Source organism: Bacillus vallismortis (assembly GCF_004116955.1).
In the GTDB taxonomy this organism is placed as follows: Bacteria; Bacillota; Bacilli; order Bacillales; family Bacillaceae; genus Bacillus; species Bacillus vallismortis.
Map to the genome: position 1 here is coordinate 68,479 of NZ_CP026362.1, position 23,253 is coordinate 91,731.

Here is a 23,253-nt window from a genome sequence, read left to right on the forward strand (position 1 = left end):
TTTAAGATGAATCAAATGATGGCTTTTCTGCAAACGAACGGCGGAGAGCTGCTGTATAAAACAGGAGAACATGTATACATTTCACTCATAGCCGTTGTATTAGGCATTATCGTTGCAGTGCCGCTCGGTGTCGCTCTCACTAGAATGAAAAAGGGCGCAGGCGCGATAATAGGCGTCGCCAACATTGTGCAAACCTTGCCGAGCCTGGCGATTTTAGCCTTTTTTATTCCGCTTCTCGGCGTAGGGAAAGTGCCTGCGATTGCCGCTTTATTTTTCTATTCTGTGCTGCCGATCTTGCGCAATACGTATACCGGTATCAAAGGTGTCAACAAAAATCTGCTGGAATCGGGCAAAGGGATTGGCATGACCGGCTGGGAGCAGATTCGGCTTGTCGAAATCCCGCTGGCGATCCCAATCATCATGGCGGGAATCCGCACGTCAACGATCTACTTAATTGGCTGGGCGACACTTGCGTCCTTTATCGGGGGAGGCGGTCTCGGTGATTACATTTTTACCGGCCTGAACCTGTATCAGCCTGAATATATCATTGGCGGGGCCGTCCCGGTCACGATCCTGGCGGTTATGATTGATTATGTGCTGGCTGTCGCAGAACGAAGGGTGACGCCGAAAGGACTGCAAGGAATGAAGGAAGTTTCATAAGGAGTTGGCTCTGTTGAAAACGAAAAAAATCAAATGGCTAGTCGCGCCCGCTCTCGCCTTTGTCCTGCTGCTTGGCGGCTGTTCTCTGCCGGGGCTCGGCGGCGCTTCAAACGACACGATCAAAATCGGCGCACAAAGCATGACAGAATCAGAAATTGTAGCGAATATGATCGCGCAGCTTATTGAACATGATACAGATTTGAATACCGCTTTAGTGAAAAATCTCGGGTCAAACTATGTTCAGCACCAAGCGATGCTGGGCGGTGACATTGATATTTCTGCCACGCGCTATTCCGGAACAGATTTAACAAGCACCCTCGGCAAGGAAGCGGAGAAAGATCCGAAAAAAGCGCTGAACATTGTGCAGAACGAGTTTCAAAAGCGCTTTTCTTATAAATGGTTTGATTCCTACGGCTTTGATAACACATATGCCTTCACCGTAACAAAAACGTTTGCGGAAAAGGAGCATATTCACACCGTGTCTGACCTGAAGAAAAATGCCTCCCAGTATAAATTAGGCGTCGACAATGCTTGGCTGAAACGAAAAGGCGATGGGTATAAAGGCTTTGTCAGCACATATGGCTTTGAGTTCGGCACAACTTATCCCATGCAGATCGGGCTAGTCTATGACGCAGTCAAAAACGGGAAAATGGACGCCGTTCTGGCTTATTCAACGGATGGACGGATTAAAGCCTATGACTTGAAAATCTTAAAAGATGATAAGCGTTTCTTCCCGCCGTATGACTGTTCACCGGTGATTCCGGAAAAGGTGCTCAAGGAGCATCCGGAGCTTGAAGGTGTGATTAACAAGCTGATTGGGCAAATCGATACGGAAACGATGCAGGGGCTTAACTATGAGGTGGATGGCAAGCTGAAGGAGCCGTCTGTCGTAGCAAAGGAATTTTTAGAGAAACATCATTATTTTGACTAAGAAAAGAGGCGGATCATATGGAAGTACTACAGCAGCTTGGCAACTACTATTCGCAAAACGGCGGTTACGTGCTGCAGGAGTTTTACCGCCATTTTCTGATGTCGGTGTATGGCGTTTTATTTGCTGCCATTGTTGGTGTTCCGCTCGGCATCCTGATAGCCAGATACAGAAGATTAAGCGGATGGGTTTTTGCGGTGACGAACGTCATTCAGACCATCCCGGCTCTCGCTATGCTCGCCGTGCTGATGCTTGTCATGGGGCTGGGCGCTAATACGGTGATATTGTCATTATTTCTTTATTCTCTTCTGCCGATTATCAGAAACACGTATACAGGCATTATCAGCATTGATCATGCCTATCTTGAATCCGGAAAAGCGATGGGAATGACAAAATGTCAAGTGCTGCGGATGGTCGAACTACCGCTTGCGCTTTCTGTCATAATGGCCGGCCTGCGCACCGCGCTTGTCATTGCCATCGGCATTACCGCCATCGGGACATTTGTCGGCGCGGGCGGTCTCGGTGATATCATTGTCAGGGGATCAAACGCAACAAACGGAACCGCGATCATATTAGCGGGCGCCATCCCCACGGCTCTGATGGCGGTGATTGCCGATTTGGTCATGGGCTGGCTTGAACGCGCGTTAAGCCCGATGAAAAAGAAAAAGAAGAAAAACCTGGCCGGCGCCGCATAAGAAAAAACGCCTTGTGGGAAACAGGGCGTTTTTAGGGCTTCGGTACATGTTTGAATATTTCTTCAGACTCAAAAAACTCAATCAAACGGCCGAGCCAATTGTAATAATCGAGCCATTCTTTTAGTTCTTTCAGCAGCTCATTCACTTTCTCTTCCGCTTCAGGAGTAAGCTCTTCATCCAACATGCTAAGCAGCTCCCGATTGAGTTTTTTATGCATCATTTTGTTCTTGCTGACGATTTTGCTCCAAGTGGCTGTAAACAGCGTGATAAATGTTTGATAGTAATCCTGCTCAACCTCATATAAATCTTTTCGCACGCCCTTTTCAAACACTTTCTCGGCAATGTTGGCATCTAGCATTTCCCGGACAACTTGGCTCATACGTGTTTTGCTCATGCCGGTCGCTTCAGACAATTCGGTCAGCGTCATCGGTTTTCGATTCATATAAATAATGCCCAGCACACGCCCGACGGTAGAGGGCATTCCAAATGCATGCATGTTTTCCGCGATTCTTTCTATTAAATGGTCCTCGGCTTGTTCAATGATCGTTAACGGATCTTTCTCCAACGGTTTCAATCCTTTCAGCTAACAATTCCGATGTCAATATACCACATTTTTGATATGGCGGAAAAGCTGTAACAAGAGAATTCGGCAGGAAATTGGAGCAATAAGGAGATCATCATAGGTCAATGCGGGTAAATCAGCGCTTACACATACTTTATAAACAATATGAACAAATTGTAAACTTTTTATTTTATAAACTTTATTCTATAATGGGAAGCATTCAATTGTCTGAAAAATTAAATATGAACTGAACGAATTGAATAAACTTAATTTTGGAGGTGCGATGTTTGCTGACATTAGAAAATGTCTCGAAAACATACAAGGGCGGCAAAAAAGCCGTTAACAACGTGAATCTAAAGATTGAAAAAGGCGAATTTATCTGTTTTATCGGCCCGAGCGGCTGCGGGAAAACAACAACAATGAAAATGATAAACCGATTAATTGAGCCTTCCGCCGGCAAGATTTTTATTGATGGCGAAAACATCATAGAACAGGACCCCGTAGAGTTAAGGCGTAAGATCGGCTATGTCATTCAGCAGATTGGCTTGTTTCCACATATGACCATTCAGCAAAACATTTCACTTGTCCCTAAACTGCTGAAATGGCCGGAGCACAAGCGGAAAGAGCGTGCGCGTGAGCTTTTGAAATTGGTCGATATGGGGCCAGAATATTTGGACCGTTACCCTCATGAATTAAGCGGAGGACAGCAGCAGCGAATTGGTGTATTACGGGCACTTGCCGCGGAGCCGCCGCTTATCTTAATGGATGAACCGTTTGGGGCGCTTGACCCGATTACGAGGGATTCCCTTCAGGAAGAATTTAAAAAACTGCAAAAAACCTTACATAAAACCATCGTATTTGTTACCCACGATATGGATGAAGCGATTAAGCTGGCAGACCGGATTGTGATTTTAAAAGCGGGAGAAATCGTTCAAGTTGGAACGCCCGATGGCATTTTGAGAAATCCAGCAGACGTATTTGTTGAGGAATTTATCGGCAAGGAGCGGCTGATTCAGTCAGCCAGCCCGGATGTGGAACGGGTCGACCAGATTATGAACACACAGCCTGTAACGATCACCGCGGATAAAACGCTTTCTGAAGCGATTCAGCTGATGAGGCAGGAGCGTGTCGATTCACTGCTTGTTGTCGATGACGAGCACGTTCTGCAAGGCTATGTGGATGTTGAGATCATTGATCAATGCCGGAAAAAAGCCAATCTCGTAGGAGAGGTTTTACATGAAGACCTTTACACCGTATTGGGCGGGACATTGCTGCGTGACACGGTCCGCAAAATTTTAAAACGGGGTGTCAAATATGTCCCTGTTGTGGATGAAAACCGGCGCTTAATCGGAATAGTGACTAGAGCGAGTCTGGTCGACATTGTATATGACTCCCTCTGGGGAGAAGAAAAGCAGCTCGCGGTATTGTCATAAGGAGGCAACAAGTCATGCATCATATTATTCAATTTTTGCAAACCAACGGGGGCGAACTCCTTTATAAAACATATGAACATATCACAATATCGCTCATTGCTGTCATCTTAGGCGTAATCGTTGCCGTACCCCTCGGGGTTGTGCTGACTAGAATGAAGAAGGGAGCCGGCGCGATTATCGGTATCGTCAATATCTTTCAGACACTGCCGAGTCTGGCGATTCTCGCTTTCTTTATTCCGCTCTTGGGTGTGGGGAAGGTTCCAGCCATTGTGGCATTGTTTTTCTATTCCGTACTGCCGATTCTGCGCAACACGTATACCGGCATACGCGGCGTCAACAAAAATCTGCTCGAGTCTGGCAAAGGCATCGGAATGACGCCGGCTGAACAAGTCCGCTTGGTGGAACTGCCGCTTGCCGCGCCTGTCATCATGGCGGGAATCAGAACCTCGGCGATTTACTTAATCGGCTGGGCAACGCTTGCTTCCTTTATCGGAGGCGGCGGATTGGGTGATTATATTTTTATCGGATTGAATTTATATCAGCCGGAATATATCATCGGGGGCGCTGTGCCTGTCACGATATTGGCGATTGTGATTGATTACGTGCTGGCGGTGGCTGAACGAAAACTGACACCTGCCGGCATGCAGAGATTGAAGGAAGTTTCATAAGGAGGCGGCTCATGAATAGAAAATCTCTCAAATGGATGATCGGTTTAACGCTCGCAACAATGCTGACGTTGAGTGGCTGTTCGCTTCCAGGGCTAAGCGCCGCTTCAGACCAGACGGTTAAAATCGGCGCGCAAAGCATGAGCGAATCAGAAATCATCGCCAGCATGCTCGGGCAGCTGATCGAACACCATACCGACCTGAAAACAACAACCATTAAAAATCTCGGGTCCAACGCGGTGCAGCAGCAGGCCTTAATGAACGGGGAAATTGATATCGCGGCCACAAGATATACAGGCGACGCGCTGACAGGCACGCTGAGAATGGAACCTGAAAAAGATCCGGGTAAAGCGCTGGCGCTGATACAGCGGGAGTTTAAAAAAAGGTATGATTTAAAATGGTATGGCTCATACGGGTTTGATAATACATATGCCTTTACGGTCAGCGAGGAGCTGGCGAATCAATATCATTTAGAAAACGTATCAGACGTGAAAAAATGGGCGCCGCAATTAAAGCTGGGCGTTGATAACTATTGGATGAAGCTCAAGGGAAACGGCTATAAAGATTTTACAAAAACTTACGGCATGGCATTCGGCGGCACGTATCCAATGCAGATTGGCCTTGTGTATGACGCGGTGAAAAACGGAAAAATGGATATTGTGCTCGCGTATTCCACAGACGGAAGAATCAAGTCCTATGGCCTCAAAATGCTAAAGGATGATAAACAATTTTTCCCGCCGTACGACTGCTCTCCGGTTGTTCCGGAACATGTTCTAAAAGAACATCCTGAGCTGGAAGGCGTGATCCAGAAAATGATCGGGAAAATCGACACAGCCACAATGCAAAAGCTCAACTACGAAGTCGATGGCAATCTAAAAGAACCGTCTGTCGTTGCCAAGGAATATTTAGAAACGCATCACTACTTCGAATCGTGAAAGGGGGACGAAGGCAATGAACGTGCTTGAACAGTTAATGACGTATTACACGCAAAACGGAAGCTACGTCATGGAAGAATTCAGCCGCCATTTTCTCATGTCGGCTTACGGCGTCGTGTTTGCCGCTGTCGCCGGGGTTCCGGTCGGAATCCTTATTGCGCATTATCGCCGCTTGTCAGCCTGGGTGTTTGCCGTCACAAACGTTATTCAGACCATCCCGGCGCTTGCCATGCTGGCCGTCTTGATGCTTGTCATGGGGCTCGGCGCAAACACTGTGATTGTATCATTATTTCTCTATTCCCTTCTGCCGATTATTCGAAATACCTACACAGGCATTATCAGCATTGAATACGCCTACTTAGAATCGGGAAAAGCAATGGGCATGACGAAATTCCAGGTGCTCCGGATGGTTGAGCTTCCGCTCGCGCTTTCCGTTATTATGGCAGGCTTGCGCACGGCTCTCGTCATTGCCATTGGGATTACGGCAATCGGCACATTTGTCGGCGCCGGCGGCCTTGGGGACATGATCGTCCGCGGCTCAAACGCCACAAACGGAACTGCGATTATTCTCGCCGGCGCGATACCGACTGCGGTGATGGCTATAGGAGCAGATTTAATTATGGCTTGGATTGAAAGGGTGTTGAATCCAGTGAAACAAAAAAACAGAAGCAAGGTAATAAATGTGTAGACCTAAGCAAAAAGGATTCTTTTCTGAGATAGGGAAAAGAGTCCTTTTTTTATGGTATTTATTGGGTGAATCTTGATATTTTTTTGATTTTTAGAATGTAAAGTATAAGTAGAGTATTGTAATAATTTTGGTTTAAATAGAATAAAATGGAGGACTCTGCAGAGGGATGTAGAATTGTTGTTATTATATAAAGTGGATAAATATGGGGGGCTATAGACTAATATGAAATCCTTATATACACCTATAGATCATTATATGATTCGGATTCCTTTAGTACATCAAGATTTAAAAAATGAGAATTCTCACGATATCGATCAGTTATTATATGACCTTTGCAACGATTCATTGTTTCGTGAACAAATACTGGTATCCAGCAGGACGCTTTACGAAACAATACATACTTTCCTGCAATCGCCGAATAAATTAAAAGGGAAAAAAAAGCGCAACTTTCAGCAGGCTATTTTGAAGTATGCAACAAGAAGAGCAACGAGAACCACACCTTTTGGCCTTTTTTCTTCGGTGGGAATAGGGTCTTTCGCCAATAAAAATCAATTGTCTTTTGACCAACACTCATTTTACAAAAAGGCTCGGGTTGATTTTAAGTGGCTCTATCAACTCATTAGAAAATTGGAAAATGAATACACCGATCGGCTTTCTTTCACATTAAATTCCGCTTGCTATATGAAAGGTGACCGGGCTTACTTGTTGTACAGTACAGATGGAAAATCTGAAGAAGTTAGTGTTCGGGCGACTTCGGTTTTCCATTTGGTAAAAGAACTTTGTGGTGAATCTGCTGCTTATCAAGATATGATCCGTTGTTTGGTAGATAACTATCCAAATACCCCAATCAATAAAATTAATCAGTATGTAACAGACCTTATTGACAAAGAGTTCTTGATATCAAATTTACGTCCGCCAATGACTGTTTCAGATCAATTTCAGTATGTAATTGTTCAAGCGGAAAACAGCCATATTCCGAATGATCTCATTCAGGCTTGTAAGAACATTCAATATCAGATAGATACATATAATCGAATCGCGATCGGAGAGGGGGAGCATCAGTATGTAAATCTGATTGAAACAATGGATAAACTCATAAAGACATCATCTCCTCTGCAAGTAGACGCTGGATTAGCAGACTCCTCTATTCAACTAGATCATGAAACATCTCTTGCCATAAGTGAATTGGCCAGCATGTTTACTTATATGGCTTCTCCCTCCGCGAAGAATGTAGACCACTTAGAAAAGTACAAACATGTTTTTTTGGAGCGCTATGGATATGAAAGAGAAGTTCCGCTTTTAGAAATGCTTTGTTCAAACACTGGCATCGGTGCGCCTGCTACCTATACGAATCCTGCTAATGAATTCTTTGAAGAAACATCATTTCCGGATCAATTTTCACCTGAAATGAAACAATTTTTCCTGAGAAAGTATTTTGAATCAGTTAGAAAGAAAGCTCCTATTCAATTAAATGACGAAACATTCCATAGCATATGCAACGCTACCATTTCTGATGAAGAGATCCCTTTATCACTTGAGCTCAATTTCTTTGTTAAATTACGAAATGGGAAAGTCATGCTTTATTTAGGCCCTAACGTGGGGTCAACCCGCGCAGGGAAAACATTTGGCAGGTTTTCCTATATGTCTGATTCAATCAGTGGAGTCATAGAGGCCTTACATAACAAGGAGAAAGAGTTAACAGAGAAACATTCGAAAGTTTGTGAGTTGAGTATTGTACCTAATCAGGTCAGGTCTGGAAATGTAACTAGAAATGTAAGCTACCGAGAAAAAGAAATGTCTCTTTTTACGAATAGCGCTCTGCATCTTAATGATTCCGTCAAAGCAGAAGATATTCTAATTGGAATCAATAAGAACGATATCTTTTATGCTAGACATAAAACAACTGGCGAAATTCTGTCTTTTGAATCAAATCATATGTTTAATCCGTTGTTAATGACAAACGCTATACGATTCTTATTAGAAATTTCAAGGGACGGAAAAAGAAAATGGAGTGACTTCCCTTGGGTTGGCATCTATAGTGATTTCAAGTATATCCCTGAAATCAAATATAAAGAGATAACCTTATCATGCGAACAATGGCTGATATACAAAAGTGATGTAAGCATGCACTCGAATTCATCACTAGAAGAGATGAAATCTGCTTTTTTTGAATTTCATCGTACTTATGAACTGCCGCAAACATTTTATATCGTTAACGCAGACAATCGATTATTGATTGATATAGAGGATGAACGTACTTTGGAGGTTTTTTTCTGGGAACTGAAAAAAACGGACCATAACCAGCCATTACAACTTATGGCTGCTGAGCATGATGAAGATGCATTGATGGATAGAGACCAACATGTCTATTCTGGAGAAATCGTCGTTCCGCTGCTCAGAAAACAGCCAGAAAAACCATTGAATTTACCGATTCTTAACGCAATAGAGGAAAGTGGTTCCGACAGAGTAAAAATGCCATTTGAAGATTGGCTGTTTATTAAGCTTTATTGTAAACAAACAAGGGAAGAAGAGTTAATTGCTTTTGAAATAGCGGATTTTTATAACCAGATTTCTGATCAATATCCAGTCAGACATTTCTTTATGAGGTATCGGGATCCAAAGCCCCATGTAAGATTTAGATTGAATGGAAAAGCCGAAGTGCTGTACAGCTTGTTTCCTCAACTATTGAATTGGCTGAAAAGCTTAAGAGAAAAAGGGCTGGCTTCAGAGTTTGTTATCACTCAATACGAGCGGGAGATAGAACGATATGGCGGATTATATCTAATGGACGCTGCAGAACAACTTTTCTGTGAAGACAGCAAAGTTGTTGAAACGATAATTAGAATGCACCGGATGAAAGATATAGCGATAAGCAAGGAAATTGCAGGCATGGTTTCGGTTATACAGTTTTTAGAACAGTTCGAGCTAACGTTTGAAGAACAGTTAACTTTTTTAGAGAGAAATTCCTTGCAGAATGAGTATCGTACTGAATTTAAAAAGGATCGAGAACTGTATATTGAGATGTGCAATTCTGATCGAGATTGGGATCATCTCAAGAAAACAAGTGATGGCAGAATACTATATGAAACGTTGAAAGCAAGAAAAATGGCCGCAGCTCATTATGCAAGTTTAATCAAACAGGCATTTGATAACAAAGATGAGATTTATTCACGCATAGGAAGTGTCATCCATCTGCATTGCAATCGTTTATTTGGAACTGACAGAGAACTAGAAAATAAAATTCTTACCTTATGCAGACATTCTTTATATGCGCAACGATATCACAAGATGAATGGTAGTTTAGTATGGAAGTAAAGGAACAACTGAAGCTAAAAGAGCTGCTGTTTATCATGAAACAAATGCCTAAGACGTTCAAGTTGATTTTCACCTTAGAAAAATCACTGTTTTTAAAGTTGATAGTATTCAGCATTATTACCGGTATTCTGCCAATTGTTTCACTATATATTTCACAAGAACTGATTAATTCCCTTGTGACGATCCGGAAAGATGTTTCAATTGTTATTACCATTTTCTTGACATATCTAGGGGTATCTTTTTTTTCGGAGCTCATTTCGCAGGTTTCCGAATTTTATAATGGCAAATTTCAATTAAATATTGGTTATAAGCTTAACTATAAAGTTATGAAAAAGAGCAGTAATTTAGCTCTCAAGGACTTTGAAAACCCGGAAATATATGACAAATTAGAGAGGGTAACGAAAGAGATCAGTTATAAACCCTATCAGATTATTCAAGCCATCATTACAATGATCACATCCTTTGTGACGCTGCTCTCATCAATTGCGTTTTTGATGTCATGGAATCCTAAAGTCTCACTCCTGTTGTTGGTTATTCCGGTCATTTCTCTTTTCTATTTCTTGAAAATTGGGCAGGAAGAATTTTTTATACACTGGAAAAGGGCAGGAAAGGAAAGAAAGTCTTGGTATATCAGCTATATACTCACACATGACTTTTCTTTTAAAGAATTAAAATTGTATAACCTTAAGGATTATTTATTAAACAAGTACTGGGATATCAAAAAATCATTTATAGAACAAGATACAAAGATATTAAGAAAGAAAACGTATTTGAACCTCATATATGAGATTGCAGTGCAATTAGTTGGAGCTGTCATTATTTTTATTGCCATCATGTCTGCTTTTGCGGGAAAAATAATGGTCGGTAATGTAATGAGCTATATCAGATCGGTTTCGCTGGTGCAAAATCACTCACAATCTATCATGACAAGCATTTATTCGATCTATAACAGCAATCTCTATATGAATCAATTGTATGAATTTCTGGAATTAAAAGAAGAGAAAAGTCAAGGTCACAAGAAGCCAATTGTTGAGCCTATTCATTCTGTTGTTTTTCAAAATGTCAGCTTTATCTATCCCAACCAAGGAGAACAGACACTGAAACATATTAACGTTTCCTTGCATAAAGGAGAACGTGTAGCCATTGTCGGGCCAAACGGATCAGGGAAAAGTACATTCATTAAGCTCCTTACCGGCCTATATGAAGTTCAGCAGGGCGACATTTTGATTAATGGAACAAATATTAAAGAACTGGATATGGAAAGTTATATGAACCAAATTGCAGCGCTATTTCAAGACTTTATGAAATACGAAATGACATTAAAAGAAAATATAGGATTCGGACAAATTGATAAACTACATCAAACAAACAAAATGCATGAAGTTCTCGATGTTGTAAAGGCCGATTTCTTAAAAAGCCATTCTTCCTATCAATTCGATACACAGCTCGGACTATGGTTTGATGAAGGAAGACAGTTATCCGGCGGACAATGGCAAAAGATTGCTTTGGCAAGAGCTTATTTTAGGGAGGCTTCCTTGTATATTTTGGATGAGCCCAGTTCTGCGCTGGATCCAATTGCAGAAAAAGAAACCTTCGATACTTTTTTCAGCTTGTCAAAAGATAAAATAGGAATCTTTATTTCCCATCGATTAGTTGCTGCCAAACTTGCAGATCGAATCATTGTAATGGATGAAGGAGAAATTGTAGGAATAGGATCACATGAAGAGCTATTAAAAACATGTCCGTTATATAAAAAAATGGATGAATCCGAGAACTATATGAATCCATTAGAGGAGGAAGGCACCAAATGGAAAGAGGCACTGTATCAGGGATAGAAGTTGAAATTGTGAAAGAAATGGCTCGTCAAATTTCTAATTACGATAAAGTGCTTGAAATAGTGAATCAAAAAGATAATTTTCGCAGCATCGGTGAAGTTCCGCTGATCCCTTGGAAGTCAACTGCTTTGAGTCACGGGATACCTGGCATTTGCATGCTATATGCCGAATTGCACGCCCATTTTCCTGAGGAAGGATGGGACGACCTAGGACATCAATATTTGTCGATTTTAGTAAATGAAATAAAAGAAAACGGGCTGCATACTCCTTCAATGTTTTCTGGAGCAGCTGGCATTGGGCTGGCAGCAGTCTGTTTATCGCAACATTTCACCTATTATAATGGTTTGATTTCTAGTATTAACGACTATTTGGCTGAAACCGTACCTCAATTGCTTGCTGATTTTGAGCAGCGGCAAGTGTATATGAGTGACTACGATGTGATAGAAGGAGTTAGCGGCATTGCAAGCTATCTGCTGCTATTTCAAGAAGATAAGGCTATGGGAGACTTGTTAATTGATATGTTAACCTATCTGGTTAGGTTAACCGAAGACATTACCGTAGATGGAGAAACAGTTCCTGGGTGGCATATTCCTTCTCAACATCAGTTTACTGATATTGAAAAAAAAGCTTATCCTAACGGCAATTTTAATATGGGATTAGCACATGGAATACCTGGTCCTATTTGTGTTCTGTCTTCAGCACTCATGCAAGGAATTGAAGTAAAGGGGCAAGAACGCGCGATTGAAAAAATGGTGGACTTCCTACTGCGATTTTCCGAAAAAGAAGAGCAAGACCGCTTGTTTTGGAAGGGAATTATTAGCTTTGAGGAGTATCAAAACGGATCTCCGCCTAACGCAGTCAATTTTAGCAGAGATGCTTGGTGTTATGGGAGACCTGGTGTATGTCTGGCGATTGTTAAAGCTGGAAAAGCACTTCAAAATCCTGAACTTTTAAATATCGGAGTACAAAATTTAAGATACACAATATCTGATATAAAGGGAATTTATTCACCTACCGTATGCCATGGTTATAGCGGTATCGGTCAGATTATGCTGGCCGTCAATCAACTCACCGGACAAGAGTATTTTAAGGAAGAGCTTCAAGAGATCAAACAAAAGATTATGAGCTTCTATGACAAGGATTATATCTTTGGATTCCATAACTATGAATCAATGGAAGGGGACGAAGTGGTGCCTTTGCAGTACGTTGGTCTGTTGGATGGCGCTGTAGGTGTAGGGTTAGGGATGTTAAATATGGAATTAGGATCAAAAACAGATTGGACAAAAGCATTATTAATTTAATAAAAAAAGGAAAAAATGATAAAATCTTGATATTTTTCCGTTACTATATAGGTATTGAAAGGAGGTGACCAATATGTCAAAGTTCGATGATTTCGATTTGGATGTTGTAAAAGTCTCTAAACAAGACTCTAAAATCACTCCTCAATGGAAAAGTGAATCACTTTGCACACCAGGATGTGTAACGGGTGCATTGCAAACTTGCTTCCTACAAACACTTACTTGTAACTGCAAAATCTCTAAATAAGTAAAACCACTAATCACTTTGCCTCGACTCCTTGCACTTCTGAGCGTCATACATACTTATCTTTTTAGAGTTGAGACATGTGAAAAGCAACGGGTGTGAAAGAGTTATATCTCACACCCGTTTTTTATATTCAGCTTCATGGGGGATAAAGGGACCATTGACAAGAGATGAATGAATCAAGGGTTCTTAACAGGGATTTTAGTTAAGAATATTTGAAGACAATCATTTTAATTTGGAGATGAATAGTTTTGTCTAGAGTGAGGAAGTGTGATCTGATCACACTTTTTTTATTTGGCATGTGATCGTGGAGCTGGCCCCCAAATGCCTAAAGTTTCCACTTGGAAATGTTTTTTGATTAAATTTTGATAAAAGTATTCTAGAATGGTCTGCATCCGGTAAAAAAGCATCTTCATATGGCTAAATAAAGTCGGTAATTAACAGCGATTGGGAAATTTCATAAGATTGAGGTGGTGTATGTTGTTTTTGAAAAGATGTGTAAACCTGTTAGGCTGTTTCATTGTTTTATGTACGTTATCGGCTTGTCAATCATTCACAAAGTTTAAAGATAAGGTTGTTGAAGAAACGAAAAAAACAATGCATTTTACTGATGACAACGAAAACGAGACATCTGAAACAATGGAGAGCTTGATTGATAAGGGAAAACTCGATCAAGTGGTCTATGACGATAAACTTTATCAGCTGAAAGATAAAGTTGATGAAGACAAAAAAGGAAAAGTAATAGGGGCTATAGGCCAAACTTTCTTTGTAGATGGTGATGGAAAGAGATGGTCGGAAGAAGAACTAAAAGAACCGTATATCTCTAATGACCCGGATGAAATCAGAGAGAAAAAACCTTTACGCTATGGGAAGGTTTACAGTATAAACGAGGAAACCGATGTCAACGAGGAAATCATTGTTGAGTTTAATCGTGAGTATTATCGAGCGGTCTTGATAAAGAATGAAACGGAATAAGGGAGAGAGTGACATGAGTACAGTCTTATTAGAAACCAAAAGTCTTACAAAAAGGTTTGGCAAAGAAACAGCTGTTTCAGATGTTTCACTAACTGTTCAAAAAAACAGCATTTACGGCCTGCTGGGACCAAATGGAGCTGGAAAATCGACAACCCTAAAAATTTTAACGGGAATTTTACGGAAAACGTCAGGTGAGGTTTTCTTTGACGGACATAAATGGAAACGATCTGATCTGCAAAATATCGGATCGTTAATAGAATCTCCGCCTCTTTACGATAATTTAACAGCATTTGAAAATGTGAAAGTACATGCCACGCTGCTCGGCCTTCCCGAAGATCGCATACACAGTGTGCTAAAGACTGTGGATATGCTGCATGCTGGGAAGAAAAGAGCAGGGCAGTTTTCGATGGGAATGAGGCAGCGGCTTGGAATTGCAATCGCCCTATTAAATCACCCTACATTATTAATTCTTGATGAACCTACGAACGGGTTAGATCCAATAGGAATACAGGAACTTAGAGACCTTATTCGCTCATTTCCTCAGGAGGGAATCACGGTCATTTTATCTAGTCACATTCTTTCAGAAGTAGAGCAAATTGCAGACCATATCGGCATTATCGTCGGCGGTCATCTCGGGTACGAGGGGAAAATAAACGAGGCGGATGATTTGGAGCACTTATTTATGGAAGTGGTAAAGGCAAGCCGTGAAAAAGAAGGTGTCAAAAGATGATAAATTATATAAAAGCCGAAAACCTAAAGTTTAAGAGGACGTTTTCTAGAAAAATGATTATCTTTGTACCTCTTCTTAATATAGGTTTTTCTTTTTTAATGAACGTTCAGTTTTTTGTATCAGGCACTTATAACTGGTGGTCTATTTTGTTTATGCCGGTAATGATTGCTTTATTTTGTTCTTTATCTCATCAAAAAGAAAAAAAGGCCTCCGATTATAATGGGACGTATTCATTGCCTATAAATCTGGGGAAAGTATGGTATGCTAAAATTATCATTATTGTCATTTATTCACTATTATCTCAGATTGTATTTTTGATTTTTATGTTACTCATGGGATTCGTTATAGCTGATTTTGCCATTATTACGCTTTCTACAATCGCTGCAAGCTTGTTGCTATGGTTAACAAGTCTTTGGCAGATACCACTCTGTTTATTTGTGGCCAAAAAGTGGGGGTTGACAATAGCGGTCATGTTAAATCTGATAGGAACCTTCGTTCTGGGCATTATGCCGGCCTCTCGTTCCTTTTGGTGGTTCATTCCGTGGAGCTGGCCAATTCGAATGATGGCTCCAACTATTGGTATTCACCCTAATGGCCTGCTGCTTGAGAATAATGATCCTTTATTGAGTTGGCTGGTCATCCCTCCTGCTATAGTGATTTCTATTCTATTATTTTTGATACTGGCATTTTTCACTAGCCGTTCATTTGCTCCTTCCATCGATTACAGAACAAAAAAGCAGGGGGCGATGTAAGGTGAGAGTGCTTTTGAGGTGTTTACAAGCCGATTTCCAGAAAACCAAGCACACCTCCTTTATGTGGCTGCATTTTATTATTCCAATCGTTTGTTCATGCGTATTGATCCTCTATTTTTATGGGAGAGATCAAAGCCAATTTCACTTGTATAAGTCTTTTATGGAAGCTATTGGAGTAGCATTGCCGCTGCTCATCGGGGTGCTGTGCGGAATGACTGCAACCTTAGAAGAACAGGCGGGGAAATTTCATGTGTTACTAGGGAGCACTGCTCCGAAAGTGATAGCTTATGTCAGTAAATTGTTCATGCTGCTTATCATGGAGGTTTTCTCTATTGGTTTAGCGCTATTGATCTATTTCATAGGGCTAAAGTTTATTTTAAACGTGCCGGATTTGTCTTACGATATGTTTATAATGGGTGGTGCCTGGCTAGTTGCGGGCAGTGTAGTCCTATATTGTATTTACTTTTTTATTAGCTGTATGTTTGGAATGGGAGCTTCTGTCCTGATAGGAGGAGCCGGCCTGCTCATGACAGCTCTAATGAACACTGGACTAGGCGATGCGGTATGGAAATATAACCCGTGGGCTTGGGGGATTAGATTGTCAGATTTACATGGATTACTTCACTTTAAAGAAGTAAATCAAGGGAATCACCCTTTGTTAATGCATGAAATACATTCAGGTGTATTGATCATGGTTTTTGGTATAATATGTACAATTATTGCCAGTCTTATTTGGTTTAGTAAATGGGAAGGCAGAAAAACATTTGAATAGTATGAGGGGGCCGGGAAATGGCAAAAATCCTTGCTGTCGATGATGAAAAAGATATTCTTGTCCTGATACAAAATATTCTGCGCCGTGACCAGCATCAAGTTGACATTTTAGAGCACGTTCATGGACAGCCGCCCGATGTATTTCAAGGATATGATTTAATTTTGCTAGATGTAATGATGCCGGATATTGACGGATTTGAGTTATGTGAACAAATACGGCCTTTGGTTGATTGTCCCATTTTATTCCTCACAGCTAAAACGGAAGAGGAAGCGATAGTAAAAGGGCTTATTACCGGTGGAGATGATTATATTACAAAGCCGTTCGGCGTTAAAGAGCTTAGTGCCCGAGTGAATGCTCACTTAAGAAGGGAACAGAGAGATAAACACCAATCGAAGAGAGTGATCTCCGGTTTTTTATTTGATTTTGATAGTAAAGAGGTATTTATCAATAACAACAAACTCAACCTAACAAAAAATGAATATAAAATCTGTGAATTTTTAGCTCAACATAAAGGGAGAACATTTTCGAGAGAACAAATTTACGAGGAGATATATGGATTAGAGGGGAATGCCTTGTATTCAACCATTACTGAATTTATCAGAACGATTCGAAAAAAATGTAAAGAGCATCATGCAGATCCCATCAAAACAGTATGGGGCGTTGGGTACAAATGGGAATAGGTGTGAAGAGCCGGAAAACGCTTCTTAGAGAACTGGTAAAGTATATGGTGACCCTATGTGTGAGCTTGGTCGTACTTGCACTGCTATATATTTTTGTGAATACGATCGCGATGAATACAGGTTTCTCACACCCAGCGAATTATAATGAACGGGAAGCGGAAAAACTTGCGCCGAAGCTGGAAACCATCGACGAAGTAACTGCCGATATGATTCCTGATACAATGTCATATGCCATCCTTGACAAAGAAACAAAACAAAAAACGGCTGGAACTATTCAAGAAAAAGATCTGCAGCTGGTCAAAAAAAAGATTGAAAAAAAACCGTATGTCAATTATAAGCAAAAAGGATATATGGTGATTGATAGAGGTAATGAATATTGTGTTTTGCAGTATTCATTACGAGCCGATTTCGGTTCGCCTTTACTAAGAAAATACCTTCCTAATTATGAATTAACGAGTATTTGTATTTTGATTATCTTGCTCATTATAGTGATTTCTATTATAACAACTTACTTTGCGAATCGGTTAAGAAAGCATTTTGAGACATTGAACGTCATCACCCGATATATAAAAGAGCAAAATTTGCAATTCACTCCCGAATTTACACATATTAAGGAATTCGATGATGTGATTGATTCTTTGATTGAAATGAGAGATGCACTTCAGTCCTCACTTGAGGCACAGTGGCGTTTGGAAAAAAACAAAAAAGAACAAATAGGCGCTTTGGCGCATGACATCAAGATTCCGATTACGATTATTAAGGGAAATGCTGAATTACTCAGCTTGTCAAAACAAAACGAAGAGCAAGCTGAGTATACAAAATATATTCTTGGAGCAGGAAATCAAATTGAACAATATATTTATCAGCTCATTCACCTATCGAAAACAGAGGATTCCTTAACGGTTCATTTTGAGAAAGCATCTGTAGAGAAGCTGACAGAAACGTTACAGAAAGATATATCCGCCTATAAAGGAAATAAAAAGATAAACATTGTGTTCAAAAAAGAACATCTATTGAAAGAAGCGCAAATAGACCGGCAATTGTTACATAGGGCATTATTGAACATCTTAACAAATGCAGTTGACTATACACCGGAAGGCGGAACCGTCTCAGTATATGCAAAATGCGATTCTGAGTCTTTTTATTTTTTTGTGAGAGATACAGGAAGCGGATTTTCTGAAATAGCATTAAAAAAAGCAACAGAACTCTTTTACATGGATGATAAGAGCCGCCATGCTAAAGGACATTATGGAATGGGATTGACGTTTGCTAAAAATGCAGTGAACCTTCACAACGGAGAACTTGCTCTTGGAAATACGAAAGCGGGTGGAGGAGAGGTTCGAGTCAAAATTCCCTTAAATAAGGAATAAACCCACGCCCTAACGGGACGTGGGTTATTTTTAAATGGTGAACTGATCCATCTTCTCATTGAGCTCCTTCGCCAGCTGCTCAAGCTCTTCGGCATTCTGGAGCACTTGATCCATAGAGTGGGCGGATTGCTCGGTAATTGAAAATGTTTCTTCAATGCCGGCGGCCGACTCTTCAGATACAGAAGCGATATTTTCGATCGATTGATTGATGGTAATCGATTGGTTTGTTAATTGCTTCAGGCCATTCGTTACTTCCTTAATGCTTTCTGCGACATTGGTGACGGAATGCTTGATTTGCTGCATAGCCTGTCCGGTGTCTGTCAGATTTTCTGTTCCTTTTTCGACTTCTGTAAAGCTGCTTTCTAAATACTTGATGACAGCGTGGATTTCCTGCTGTGTGCCGCCTACAATCCGGGTAATATCCTGCACGGAATCAGAAACGCCGTCAGCCAGCTTTCTGACCTCCTCTGCCACAACGGCAAAGCCTTTGCCGCTTTCTCCCGCGCGGGCAGCTTCAATCGCGGCGTTTAGTGACAGCAAATTCGTTTGCTCGGCAATGCCATTGATGACCTGAACGAGCTTGTTGATATCCTGGGAATGCTGCTCCAGCGATTTCACTTTATGAACGGCTTCCTGAACGATATGATGGATCGTTTTCATTTGCTGCAATGACGTAGCCATATTTTCATTTCCGCTTACCGCGAGTCCGAGAACATTTTGAGACGTATCGCTGATGGTCATGCCGTGATTATAGGCTTTGTCAATGCTTTCGGTGAACTCGTTCATCGATTCGGCAATCGTCACGGCGTCTTGGGCCTGCTGTTCAGAGCCCTCTGCCATTTCGTTCATCGTTTCGGTAATATGTTTGCTGCCGGATCTCGTTTCATTTGTTGCTGTTGTCAGTACCTGTGAAGAGGAAAGAACCCGGCTTGAGATTTCCTTTGAGTACCCGACGATATCTCTCAGATTGCCTACCATTTTTTGCAGCGCTTCGTTCAGATCGCCCAGCTCGTCTTTTGAGTTGAGCGGCTCTATGTCATTCGACAGATTCCCTACAGCAATTTCGTTCGCGGATTTCTTCATGCGAATGATCGGTTTCACAATGCTGCGATTGATATATAACCAAATCATAACACTGATAACAATGGAAGCTGTTAGAAGGACAGCCGAATAAATGAGTCCTTTATGATAAGCATCCTTGGCTTGTTTCACAGCTGTGTTGCTGCCTTCTTTATTCAGTTCAACAAGCTGGGTGATTGTTGTTTTTAAGTCCTCAAATTTAGCTTCAGTCTGCGTCAGCAGCCCTCTTGCTTTATCCATATCATTGGTCCGGCCGCTCTCTAAAATCTGCCCATGAATCGCAGCATATGCGTCCACTTCAGCTGAGAGTTCTTCGAAAAGCTTTCGTTCTTTGCTGCTATTACTGAAAATTGTTTTTTCATAGTTATCGAGCGTTTGATTGAGCTCGTTGAGGATTTGGCTCATCTCTTTTTCAAGCGTATCCATTTTTTCTTTCTCTGTATAAATGAGAAAGTCTTTTTCTTTCGAAGAGAGGTGTTCCGTCAAATAATTAATTGATGTAATTTGCTTAATTCCATCGATCCATCGTGTGTTGATTTCATCTGTCTTTTGAATGATATGCTGCATATTAAAAGCGCCTATTCCGCCTATCAGTAAATTGATCAGGATCAGTGTCAAAAATACCAGGCTAAATTTGCGGGAAATCGTCAATCGCATATACGTGTTCTCCTTTATAAGTACTGTGATGTACTATATATCGGCAGAGAAATTGATTTTTCATCTGGAAATAAATAAAAATAAAAAAACGGATATCTCATATCGAGATGATCCGTTTTTACTATTCATCAGTGAAAGGAAGGGTCAATCCAATCCGTCGCCCATTTCGAAATCTCACCCAAAATGGGGGCTAGCGCTTTTCCTTTATCGGTCAATGAATATTCGATGCGAACCGGAGTTTCGGGGATGACATCCCGCTTCACCACTCCTTCAAGCTCAAGTTCTTTCAGCCGTTCTGACAGAACTCTGCCGCTTAGATTTGGAAGTGCTGCTTCAATTTCGCTAAATCGCTGCGATCCGTTCAAGAGCTGAAATACGATCAAAGCGACCCAGCGTTTACTCAAGATGTCGACTGCTTTTTCAAATCTAGGACACATTTCTGATTGGTTCATACTTTTCACCTCGTCTGTCACTATTATAACGCAAATGACGAGCGAAGGTATCCAAGCGTGATTGATAAAATGCACGAAGAGAGATACAGGGGATTATGAAGAAGAGGTTCGATTTTTTGCTTCCGAGGCTAAAAAATCGAAGTATTTGCTGAGATGTTCAATATCCTGTTTGGAGAGATATCCCCATTTTTGGCTATTGAAAATCGGGAGGTGCTCCACTCCGCGAGTGACAGCCGTCTGATAAATGCCATAAACAGATTGATAGCTTTCCGAAGCTTCGCGGATTTCTTCTGGAAAGGCCCGAATATGTCCTGCTGCCGTCATCAGGTTTTCGTAGGGCACTTTCAATACGGCCGCCAGTTTTTTGATAGTGGCAGGTTTTGGCGTGCCCCGCTTGCCGTTTTCAATTTTTGATATGGTTGCCGAGCTGATGCCTGAGTATACCGCGAGCTGATTCACTGTCAGTTTGCGGGCGCGGCGCAGCTCCCGCAATTGCTGTCCGAACGGTGACATGGTGATCGCCTCATTTCTATCAAGGATTAGTCAGCAGAACGTTTTTTGGCTTCGTCTGAAATAAACGAAAAATAATGATCAAGCATGAGCAAATCTTCTTTATTGAGATATTGCCACTTTTCTTTTTCAAGAAGAGCTAGATTTTTCAAGCCATAGGCCTCCGCTTTTTCAAGCAGCTTGCACTTCGTTTCATAAGGAGCCCTGGCTTCATGTACTTCTTCGATGTAACCTGCCTTATACATAAGCCCTTCATAAGGAATTTTTAAGGCTTCCGCCAGTTTTTTGATGGTGGCGGGTTTGGGTACGCCCCGTTTGCCATTTTCGATTCTGGAGATGCCGGCCGCGCTTACGCCTGAATAAGTCGCCAGCTGGTTGACTGTTAATTTTCTCTCTTCGCGCAATGACCGCAATTGTTCGCCAAAGCTTTCCATGTATCTCACCCCGTCCCTCACTGTTACTCATATTTTAGTATGTTTATTGACTAAAGGGAATAGTTGGGTTGGAAATGTATTGACAAAAGTTAACATAAGCCGTAATGTAAAAGTATAGAAAAAAGTTTCCCAGGAATGGAAGGTGAGGAAAATGCCAGTAGAAAAGATACAGATTAGACGTGATTATGTCTTGCAGTATATGGTCAATAACGATTACTCCCTTAATCAGCTTGCGCTGGAAATCGGGGTCTCACCCGCCACACTGAGCCGCGTGCTGAATGGAGAAAGACGGCCGGGGCAGCTTGTGATCGGTAAAATGCTTCATTATTTTAACTTGAAATTTGAGGATCTTTTTTACTATGATTTTATTGACAAAAGTCAATGAAAGAACCCAAAAAACGCAAGGAGACCAAGCGTTTTCTATCCTTAAGAATGATGGGTCAGCACAAACCCTGTCACCAGTTCATTGCATGTTTTCCATTGTTTTGTCGGCAGTTGATGCCCCTGATATTCCAACCTAAAAAATTCGGCATGGCTGCAAGCTTTGCGGTAATAGCTTGAGGCAGGGAAGGTCCAGTCCCGCAGGCCGCCGTACATAAACAGCATTGGCATGTGTAAAGTAGGCAGCTGTTCAATGCAGTTGTAGCGGAGCGAATCCTGATAATATTGATGCCAATGGACAAGGTCCGCTTTTTTCATATGGCCTGCTAATAGATGTCGAATTTCTTTGTTTTTTGTGTGGCTGACAGCAAGGATATTGATGAGCAAACCGGCGTTCTTCTCGAGCAGATACATCCCCGTCTTGTGAATCTTCTCTCCGATTACGTGATGAACAGCGGGGTAAGCGCCGGACAGAACAAGATGAGATATTTTGTCCGGGCGGGTAAAGCCGATATGCTGGGCGATTAACCCGCCGGCGGAATACCCGAATAATACAGCCTTATCCATGTGAAGAGCGTCCATGAATTGCACGATCTCGTTTGCATAATAAGAGATGGAGGCTGGCTGATCCGCGTGATCACTGTCGCCGTGGCCGCTTAAATCGGGAAAAATCACCCTGAAATGCTCGGAGAGAAGGCGCTGATAATAAAAAACCTTACGTCCCATGCCCGGCGGGTGGATAAAAATAATAGGAATTCCTTGTCCATATTCCTCATAATAAAGATGTTTTCTGCTGGCTATGCTGATAAGGGGCATTGTTTTTCTCCTTTGACCTTTTCATATGCATAGGGTAACCAAGATTATACGTCTTATCCCGCCTTTTGGCGTTTGATACAGCGTGACATGCCAACCCTTTTCATGTAAAATAGAAGTAATGTAGGCCAGTGAGTCTGGAGGTGTATGGGATGCACGCGGTTTTGATTACCTTATTGGTTATCGTCAGCATTGCACTTATTATTGTCGTTTTGCTTCAATCCAGTAAAAGTGCCGGATTATCTGGTGCGATTTCAGGCGGAGCGGAGCAGCTCTTCGGGAAACAAAAAGCAAGAGGTCTTGATTTGATTTTGCACCGCATCACGGTTGTGCTGGCAGTCTTGTTTTTCGTGTTAACGATTGCGCTTGCTTATATCCTATAGGGCAAT

The 23,253-nt window shown here is 41.5% G+C and carries 25 protein-coding genes; 19 read left to right on the plus strand and 6 right to left on the minus strand.

Features of this window, described 5'->3' with window-relative positions:
* Nucleotides 1-6 precede the first annotated feature (6 nt).
* From opuCB to opuCD, 3 genes are read left to right on the plus strand one after another with little or no spacing between them, the layout of a single operon-like run.
* Nucleotides 7-660, plus strand: coding sequence for a glycine betaine/carnitine/choline/choline sulfate ABC transporter permease OpuCB (gene opuCB, locus BV11031_RS00345; protein ID WP_010328635.1), 654 nt, complete (start codon nucleotides 7-9; stop codon nucleotides 658-660).
* A gap of 13 nt (nucleotides 661-673) precedes the next feature.
* A complete protein-coding gene (opuCC, locus tag BV11031_RS00350) occupies nucleotides 674-1,591 on the plus strand; it encodes an osmoprotectant ABC transporter substrate-binding lipoprotein OpuCC (protein ID WP_010328634.1) in 918 nt (305 codons plus the stop codon).
* A gap of 17 nt (nucleotides 1,592-1,608) precedes the next feature.
* On the plus strand, nucleotides 1,609-2,283 hold the full coding sequence (opuCD, locus tag BV11031_RS00355; protein ID WP_010328633.1) for a glycine betaine/carnitine/choline/choline sulfate ABC transporter permease OpuCD: 675 nt from the start codon (nucleotides 1,609-1,611) through the stop codon (nucleotides 2,281-2,283).
* Nucleotides 2,284-2,314: 31 nt separating this feature from the next.
* Here the strand turns inward: opuCD and BV11031_RS00360 are convergent, their stop codons facing one another.
* On the minus strand, nucleotides 2,315-2,848 hold the full coding sequence (locus tag BV11031_RS00360) for a GbsR/MarR family transcriptional regulator (RefSeq protein WP_010328632.1): 534 nt from the start codon (nucleotides 2,846-2,848) through the stop codon (nucleotides 2,315-2,317).
* A 284-nt stretch (nucleotides 2,849-3,132) separates the two neighbouring features.
* On the opposite strand from BV11031_RS00360, the gene opuBA reads away from it, so the two are divergent.
* From opuBA to BV11031_RS00430, 14 genes are all read left to right on the plus strand, one after another.
* On the plus strand, nucleotides 3,133-4,278 hold the full coding sequence (gene opuBA, locus BV11031_RS00365; protein WP_010328630.1) for a choline ABC transporter ATP-binding protein OpuBA: 1,146 nt from the start codon (nucleotides 3,133-3,135) through the stop codon (nucleotides 4,276-4,278).
* 14 nt (nucleotides 4,279-4,292) lie between these two features.
* Entirely contained in the window at nucleotides 4,293-4,946 is a 654-nt protein-coding gene (gene opuBB, locus BV11031_RS00370) for a choline ABC transporter permease OpuBB (protein WP_010328629.1), read from the plus strand.
* Nucleotides 4,947-4,957: 11 nt separating this feature from the next.
* Nucleotides 4,958-5,878, plus strand: a complete 921-nt coding sequence (gene opuBC, locus BV11031_RS00375) for a choline ABC transporter substrate-binding lipoprotein OpuBC (RefSeq protein WP_129550668.1) — start codon at nucleotides 4,958-4,960, stop codon at nucleotides 5,876-5,878.
* A gap of 16 nt (nucleotides 5,879-5,894) precedes the next feature.
* Nucleotides 5,895-6,566 (plus strand): ABC transporter permease, encoded by a 672-nt coding sequence (locus BV11031_RS00380; protein WP_010328628.1) that lies wholly within the window; start codon nucleotides 5,895-5,897, stop codon nucleotides 6,564-6,566.
* Nucleotides 6,567-6,788: 222 nt separating this feature from the next.
* Nucleotides 6,789-9,881: a lantibiotic dehydratase gene (locus tag BV11031_RS00385; protein ID WP_010328627.1), complete on the plus strand. Its 3,093-nt coding sequence runs from the start codon at nucleotides 6,789-6,791 to the stop codon at nucleotides 9,879-9,881.
* Nucleotides 9,872-11,716, plus strand: a complete 1,845-nt coding sequence (locus BV11031_RS00390) for an ABC transporter ATP-binding protein (protein WP_129550669.1) — start codon at nucleotides 9,872-9,874, stop codon at nucleotides 11,714-11,716. Before BV11031_RS00385 ends, BV11031_RS00390 begins: the two co-directional genes overlap by 10 nt.
* Nucleotides 11,689-13,017, plus strand: coding sequence for a lanthionine synthetase C family protein (locus tag BV11031_RS00395; protein WP_010328626.1), 1,329 nt, complete (start codon nucleotides 11,689-11,691; stop codon nucleotides 13,015-13,017). The genes BV11031_RS00390 and BV11031_RS00395 overlap by 28 nt, the downstream gene beginning before the upstream one ends.
* A 73-nt stretch (nucleotides 13,018-13,090) precedes the next feature.
* Nucleotides 13,091-13,261: a gallidermin/nisin family lantibiotic gene (locus BV11031_RS00400; protein WP_003220055.1), complete on the plus strand. Its 171-nt coding sequence runs from the start codon at nucleotides 13,091-13,093 to the stop codon at nucleotides 13,259-13,261.
* Nucleotides 13,262-13,735: 474 nt separating this feature from the next.
* Nucleotides 13,736-14,233, plus strand: a complete 498-nt coding sequence (locus BV11031_RS00405) for a NisI/SpaI family lantibiotic immunity lipoprotein (RefSeq protein ID WP_010328625.1) — start codon at nucleotides 13,736-13,738, stop codon at nucleotides 14,231-14,233.
* A gap of 13 nt (nucleotides 14,234-14,246) precedes the next feature.
* Nucleotides 14,247-14,963, plus strand: coding sequence for a lantibiotic protection ABC transporter ATP-binding protein (locus tag BV11031_RS00410; RefSeq protein ID WP_010328624.1), 717 nt, complete (start codon nucleotides 14,247-14,249; stop codon nucleotides 14,961-14,963).
* Nucleotides 14,960-15,715 carry a lantibiotic immunity ABC transporter MutE/EpiE family permease subunit gene (locus BV11031_RS00415; RefSeq protein ID WP_010328623.1) on the plus strand — a complete coding sequence of 252 codons (756 nt, stop codon included), beginning with the start codon at nucleotides 14,960-14,962 and terminating at the stop codon, nucleotides 15,713-15,715. Before BV11031_RS00410 ends, BV11031_RS00415 begins: the two co-directional genes overlap by 4 nt.
* A 1-nt stretch (nucleotide 15,716) precedes the next feature.
* Nucleotides 15,717-16,487: a lantibiotic immunity ABC transporter MutG family permease subunit gene (locus tag BV11031_RS00420; RefSeq protein ID WP_010328622.1), complete on the plus strand. Its 771-nt coding sequence runs from the start codon at nucleotides 15,717-15,719 to the stop codon at nucleotides 16,485-16,487.
* A gap of 17 nt (nucleotides 16,488-16,504) precedes the next feature.
* On the plus strand, nucleotides 16,505-17,167 hold the full coding sequence (locus tag BV11031_RS00425) for a response regulator transcription factor (protein ID WP_010328621.1): 663 nt from the start codon (nucleotides 16,505-16,507) through the stop codon (nucleotides 17,165-17,167).
* A complete protein-coding gene (locus tag BV11031_RS00430; protein WP_010328620.1) occupies nucleotides 17,158-18,537 on the plus strand; it encodes a HAMP domain-containing histidine kinase in 1,380 nt (459 codons plus the stop codon). Before BV11031_RS00425 ends, BV11031_RS00430 begins: the two co-directional genes overlap by 10 nt.
* 30 nt (nucleotides 18,538-18,567) lie before the next feature.
* Here the strand turns inward: BV11031_RS00430 and BV11031_RS00435 are convergent, their stop codons facing one another.
* From BV11031_RS00435 to rghR, 4 genes are all read right to left on the minus strand, one after another.
* Complete coding sequence (locus BV11031_RS00435) at nucleotides 18,568-20,274, minus strand: methyl-accepting chemotaxis protein (protein WP_010328619.1); 1,707 nt, start codon at nucleotides 20,272-20,274, stop codon at nucleotides 18,568-18,570.
* A gap of 128 nt (nucleotides 20,275-20,402) precedes the next feature.
* Nucleotides 20,403-20,726, minus strand: a complete 324-nt coding sequence (gene catR / locus BV11031_RS00440; RefSeq protein WP_010328618.1) for a catDE operon transcriptional regulator CatR — start codon at nucleotides 20,724-20,726, stop codon at nucleotides 20,403-20,405.
* 93 nt (nucleotides 20,727-20,819) lie between these two features.
* Nucleotides 20,820-21,239 (minus strand): helix-turn-helix domain-containing protein, encoded by a 420-nt coding sequence (locus BV11031_RS00445; RefSeq protein WP_010328617.1) that lies wholly within the window; start codon nucleotides 21,237-21,239, stop codon nucleotides 20,820-20,822.
* A 26-nt stretch (nucleotides 21,240-21,265) separates the two neighbouring features.
* Nucleotides 21,266-21,670 (minus strand): transcriptional repressor RghR, encoded by a 405-nt coding sequence (gene rghR / locus BV11031_RS00450; protein ID WP_010328616.1) that lies wholly within the window; start codon nucleotides 21,668-21,670, stop codon nucleotides 21,266-21,268.
* A 151-nt stretch (nucleotides 21,671-21,821) separates the two neighbouring features.
* On the opposite strand from rghR, the gene BV11031_RS00455 reads away from it, so the two are divergent.
* Nucleotides 21,822-22,055 (plus strand): helix-turn-helix domain-containing protein, encoded by a 234-nt coding sequence (locus tag BV11031_RS00455; RefSeq protein WP_003220031.1) that lies wholly within the window; start codon nucleotides 21,822-21,824, stop codon nucleotides 22,053-22,055.
* A 41-nt stretch (nucleotides 22,056-22,096) separates the two neighbouring features.
* Here the strand turns inward: BV11031_RS00455 and BV11031_RS00460 are convergent, their stop codons facing one another.
* Nucleotides 22,097-22,867, minus strand: a complete 771-nt coding sequence (locus BV11031_RS00460) for an alpha/beta fold hydrolase (protein WP_010328615.1) — start codon at nucleotides 22,865-22,867, stop codon at nucleotides 22,097-22,099.
* 149 nt (nucleotides 22,868-23,016) lie between these two features.
* On the opposite strand from BV11031_RS00460, the gene secG reads away from it, so the two are divergent.
* A complete protein-coding gene (gene secG / locus BV11031_RS00465) occupies nucleotides 23,017-23,247 on the plus strand; it encodes a preprotein translocase subunit SecG (protein WP_003220028.1) in 231 nt (76 codons plus the stop codon).
* The last annotated feature ends 6 nt before the right edge of the window (nucleotides 23,248-23,253 follow it).

What these genes read in the sequence shown, in the direction of transcription:
- BV11031_RS00445 (WP_010328617.1), bottom strand. Translation starts at nt 21,239, where the DNA reads ATGTCACCGTTCGGACAGCAATTGCGGGAGCTGCGCCGCGCCCGCAAA.
- catR (WP_010328618.1), bottom strand. Translation starts at nt 20,726, where the DNA reads ATGAACCAATCAGAAATGTGTCCTAGATTTGAAAAAGCAGTCGACATC.
- BV11031_RS00385 (WP_010328627.1), top strand. Translation starts at nt 6,789, where the DNA reads ATGAAATCCTTATATACACCTATAGATCATTATATGATTCGGATTCCT.
- BV11031_RS00380 (WP_010328628.1), top strand. Translation starts at nt 5,895, where the DNA reads ATGAACGTGCTTGAACAGTTAATGACGTATTACACGCAAAACGGAAGC.
- BV11031_RS00410 (WP_010328624.1), top strand. Translation starts at nt 14,247, where the DNA reads ATGAGTACAGTCTTATTAGAAACCAAAAGTCTTACAAAAAGGTTTGGC.
- BV11031_RS00455 (WP_003220031.1), top strand. Translation starts at nt 21,822, where the DNA reads ATGCCAGTAGAAAAGATACAGATTAGACGTGATTATGTCTTGCAGTAT.
- BV11031_RS00395 (WP_010328626.1), top strand. Translation starts at nt 11,689, where the DNA reads ATGGAAAGAGGCACTGTATCAGGGATAGAAGTTGAAATTGTGAAAGAA.
- secG (WP_003220028.1), top strand. Translation starts at nt 23,017, where the DNA reads ATGCACGCGGTTTTGATTACCTTATTGGTTATCGTCAGCATTGCACTT.
- BV11031_RS00460 (WP_010328615.1), bottom strand. Translation starts at nt 22,867, where the DNA reads ATGCCCCTTATCAGCATAGCCAGCAGAAAACATCTTTATTATGAGGAA.
- BV11031_RS00415 (WP_010328623.1), top strand. Translation starts at nt 14,960, where the DNA reads ATGATAAATTATATAAAAGCCGAAAACCTAAAGTTTAAGAGGACGTTT.
- BV11031_RS00390 (WP_129550669.1), top strand. Translation starts at nt 9,872, where the DNA reads ATGGAAGTAAAGGAACAACTGAAGCTAAAAGAGCTGCTGTTTATCATG.
- opuCB (WP_010328635.1), top strand. Translation starts at nt 7, where the DNA reads ATGAATCAAATGATGGCTTTTCTGCAAACGAACGGCGGAGAGCTGCTG.
- BV11031_RS00425 (WP_010328621.1), top strand. Translation starts at nt 16,505, where the DNA reads ATGGCAAAAATCCTTGCTGTCGATGATGAAAAAGATATTCTTGTCCTG.
- BV11031_RS00400 (WP_003220055.1), top strand. Translation starts at nt 13,091, where the DNA reads ATGTCAAAGTTCGATGATTTCGATTTGGATGTTGTAAAAGTCTCTAAA.
- BV11031_RS00430 (WP_010328620.1), top strand. Translation starts at nt 17,158, where the DNA reads ATGGGAATAGGTGTGAAGAGCCGGAAAACGCTTCTTAGAGAACTGGTA.
- opuBB (WP_010328629.1), top strand. Translation starts at nt 4,293, where the DNA reads ATGCATCATATTATTCAATTTTTGCAAACCAACGGGGGCGAACTCCTT.
- opuCD (WP_010328633.1), top strand. Translation starts at nt 1,609, where the DNA reads ATGGAAGTACTACAGCAGCTTGGCAACTACTATTCGCAAAACGGCGGT.
- opuBC (WP_129550668.1), top strand. Translation starts at nt 4,958, where the DNA reads ATGAATAGAAAATCTCTCAAATGGATGATCGGTTTAACGCTCGCAACA.
- BV11031_RS00435 (WP_010328619.1), bottom strand. Translation starts at nt 20,274, where the DNA reads ATGCGATTGACGATTTCCCGCAAATTTAGCCTGGTATTTTTGACACTG.
- rghR (WP_010328616.1), bottom strand. Translation starts at nt 21,670, where the DNA reads ATGGAAAGCTTTGGCGAACAATTGCGGTCATTGCGCGAAGAGAGAAAA.
- BV11031_RS00405 (WP_010328625.1), top strand. Translation starts at nt 13,736, where the DNA reads ATGTTGTTTTTGAAAAGATGTGTAAACCTGTTAGGCTGTTTCATTGTT.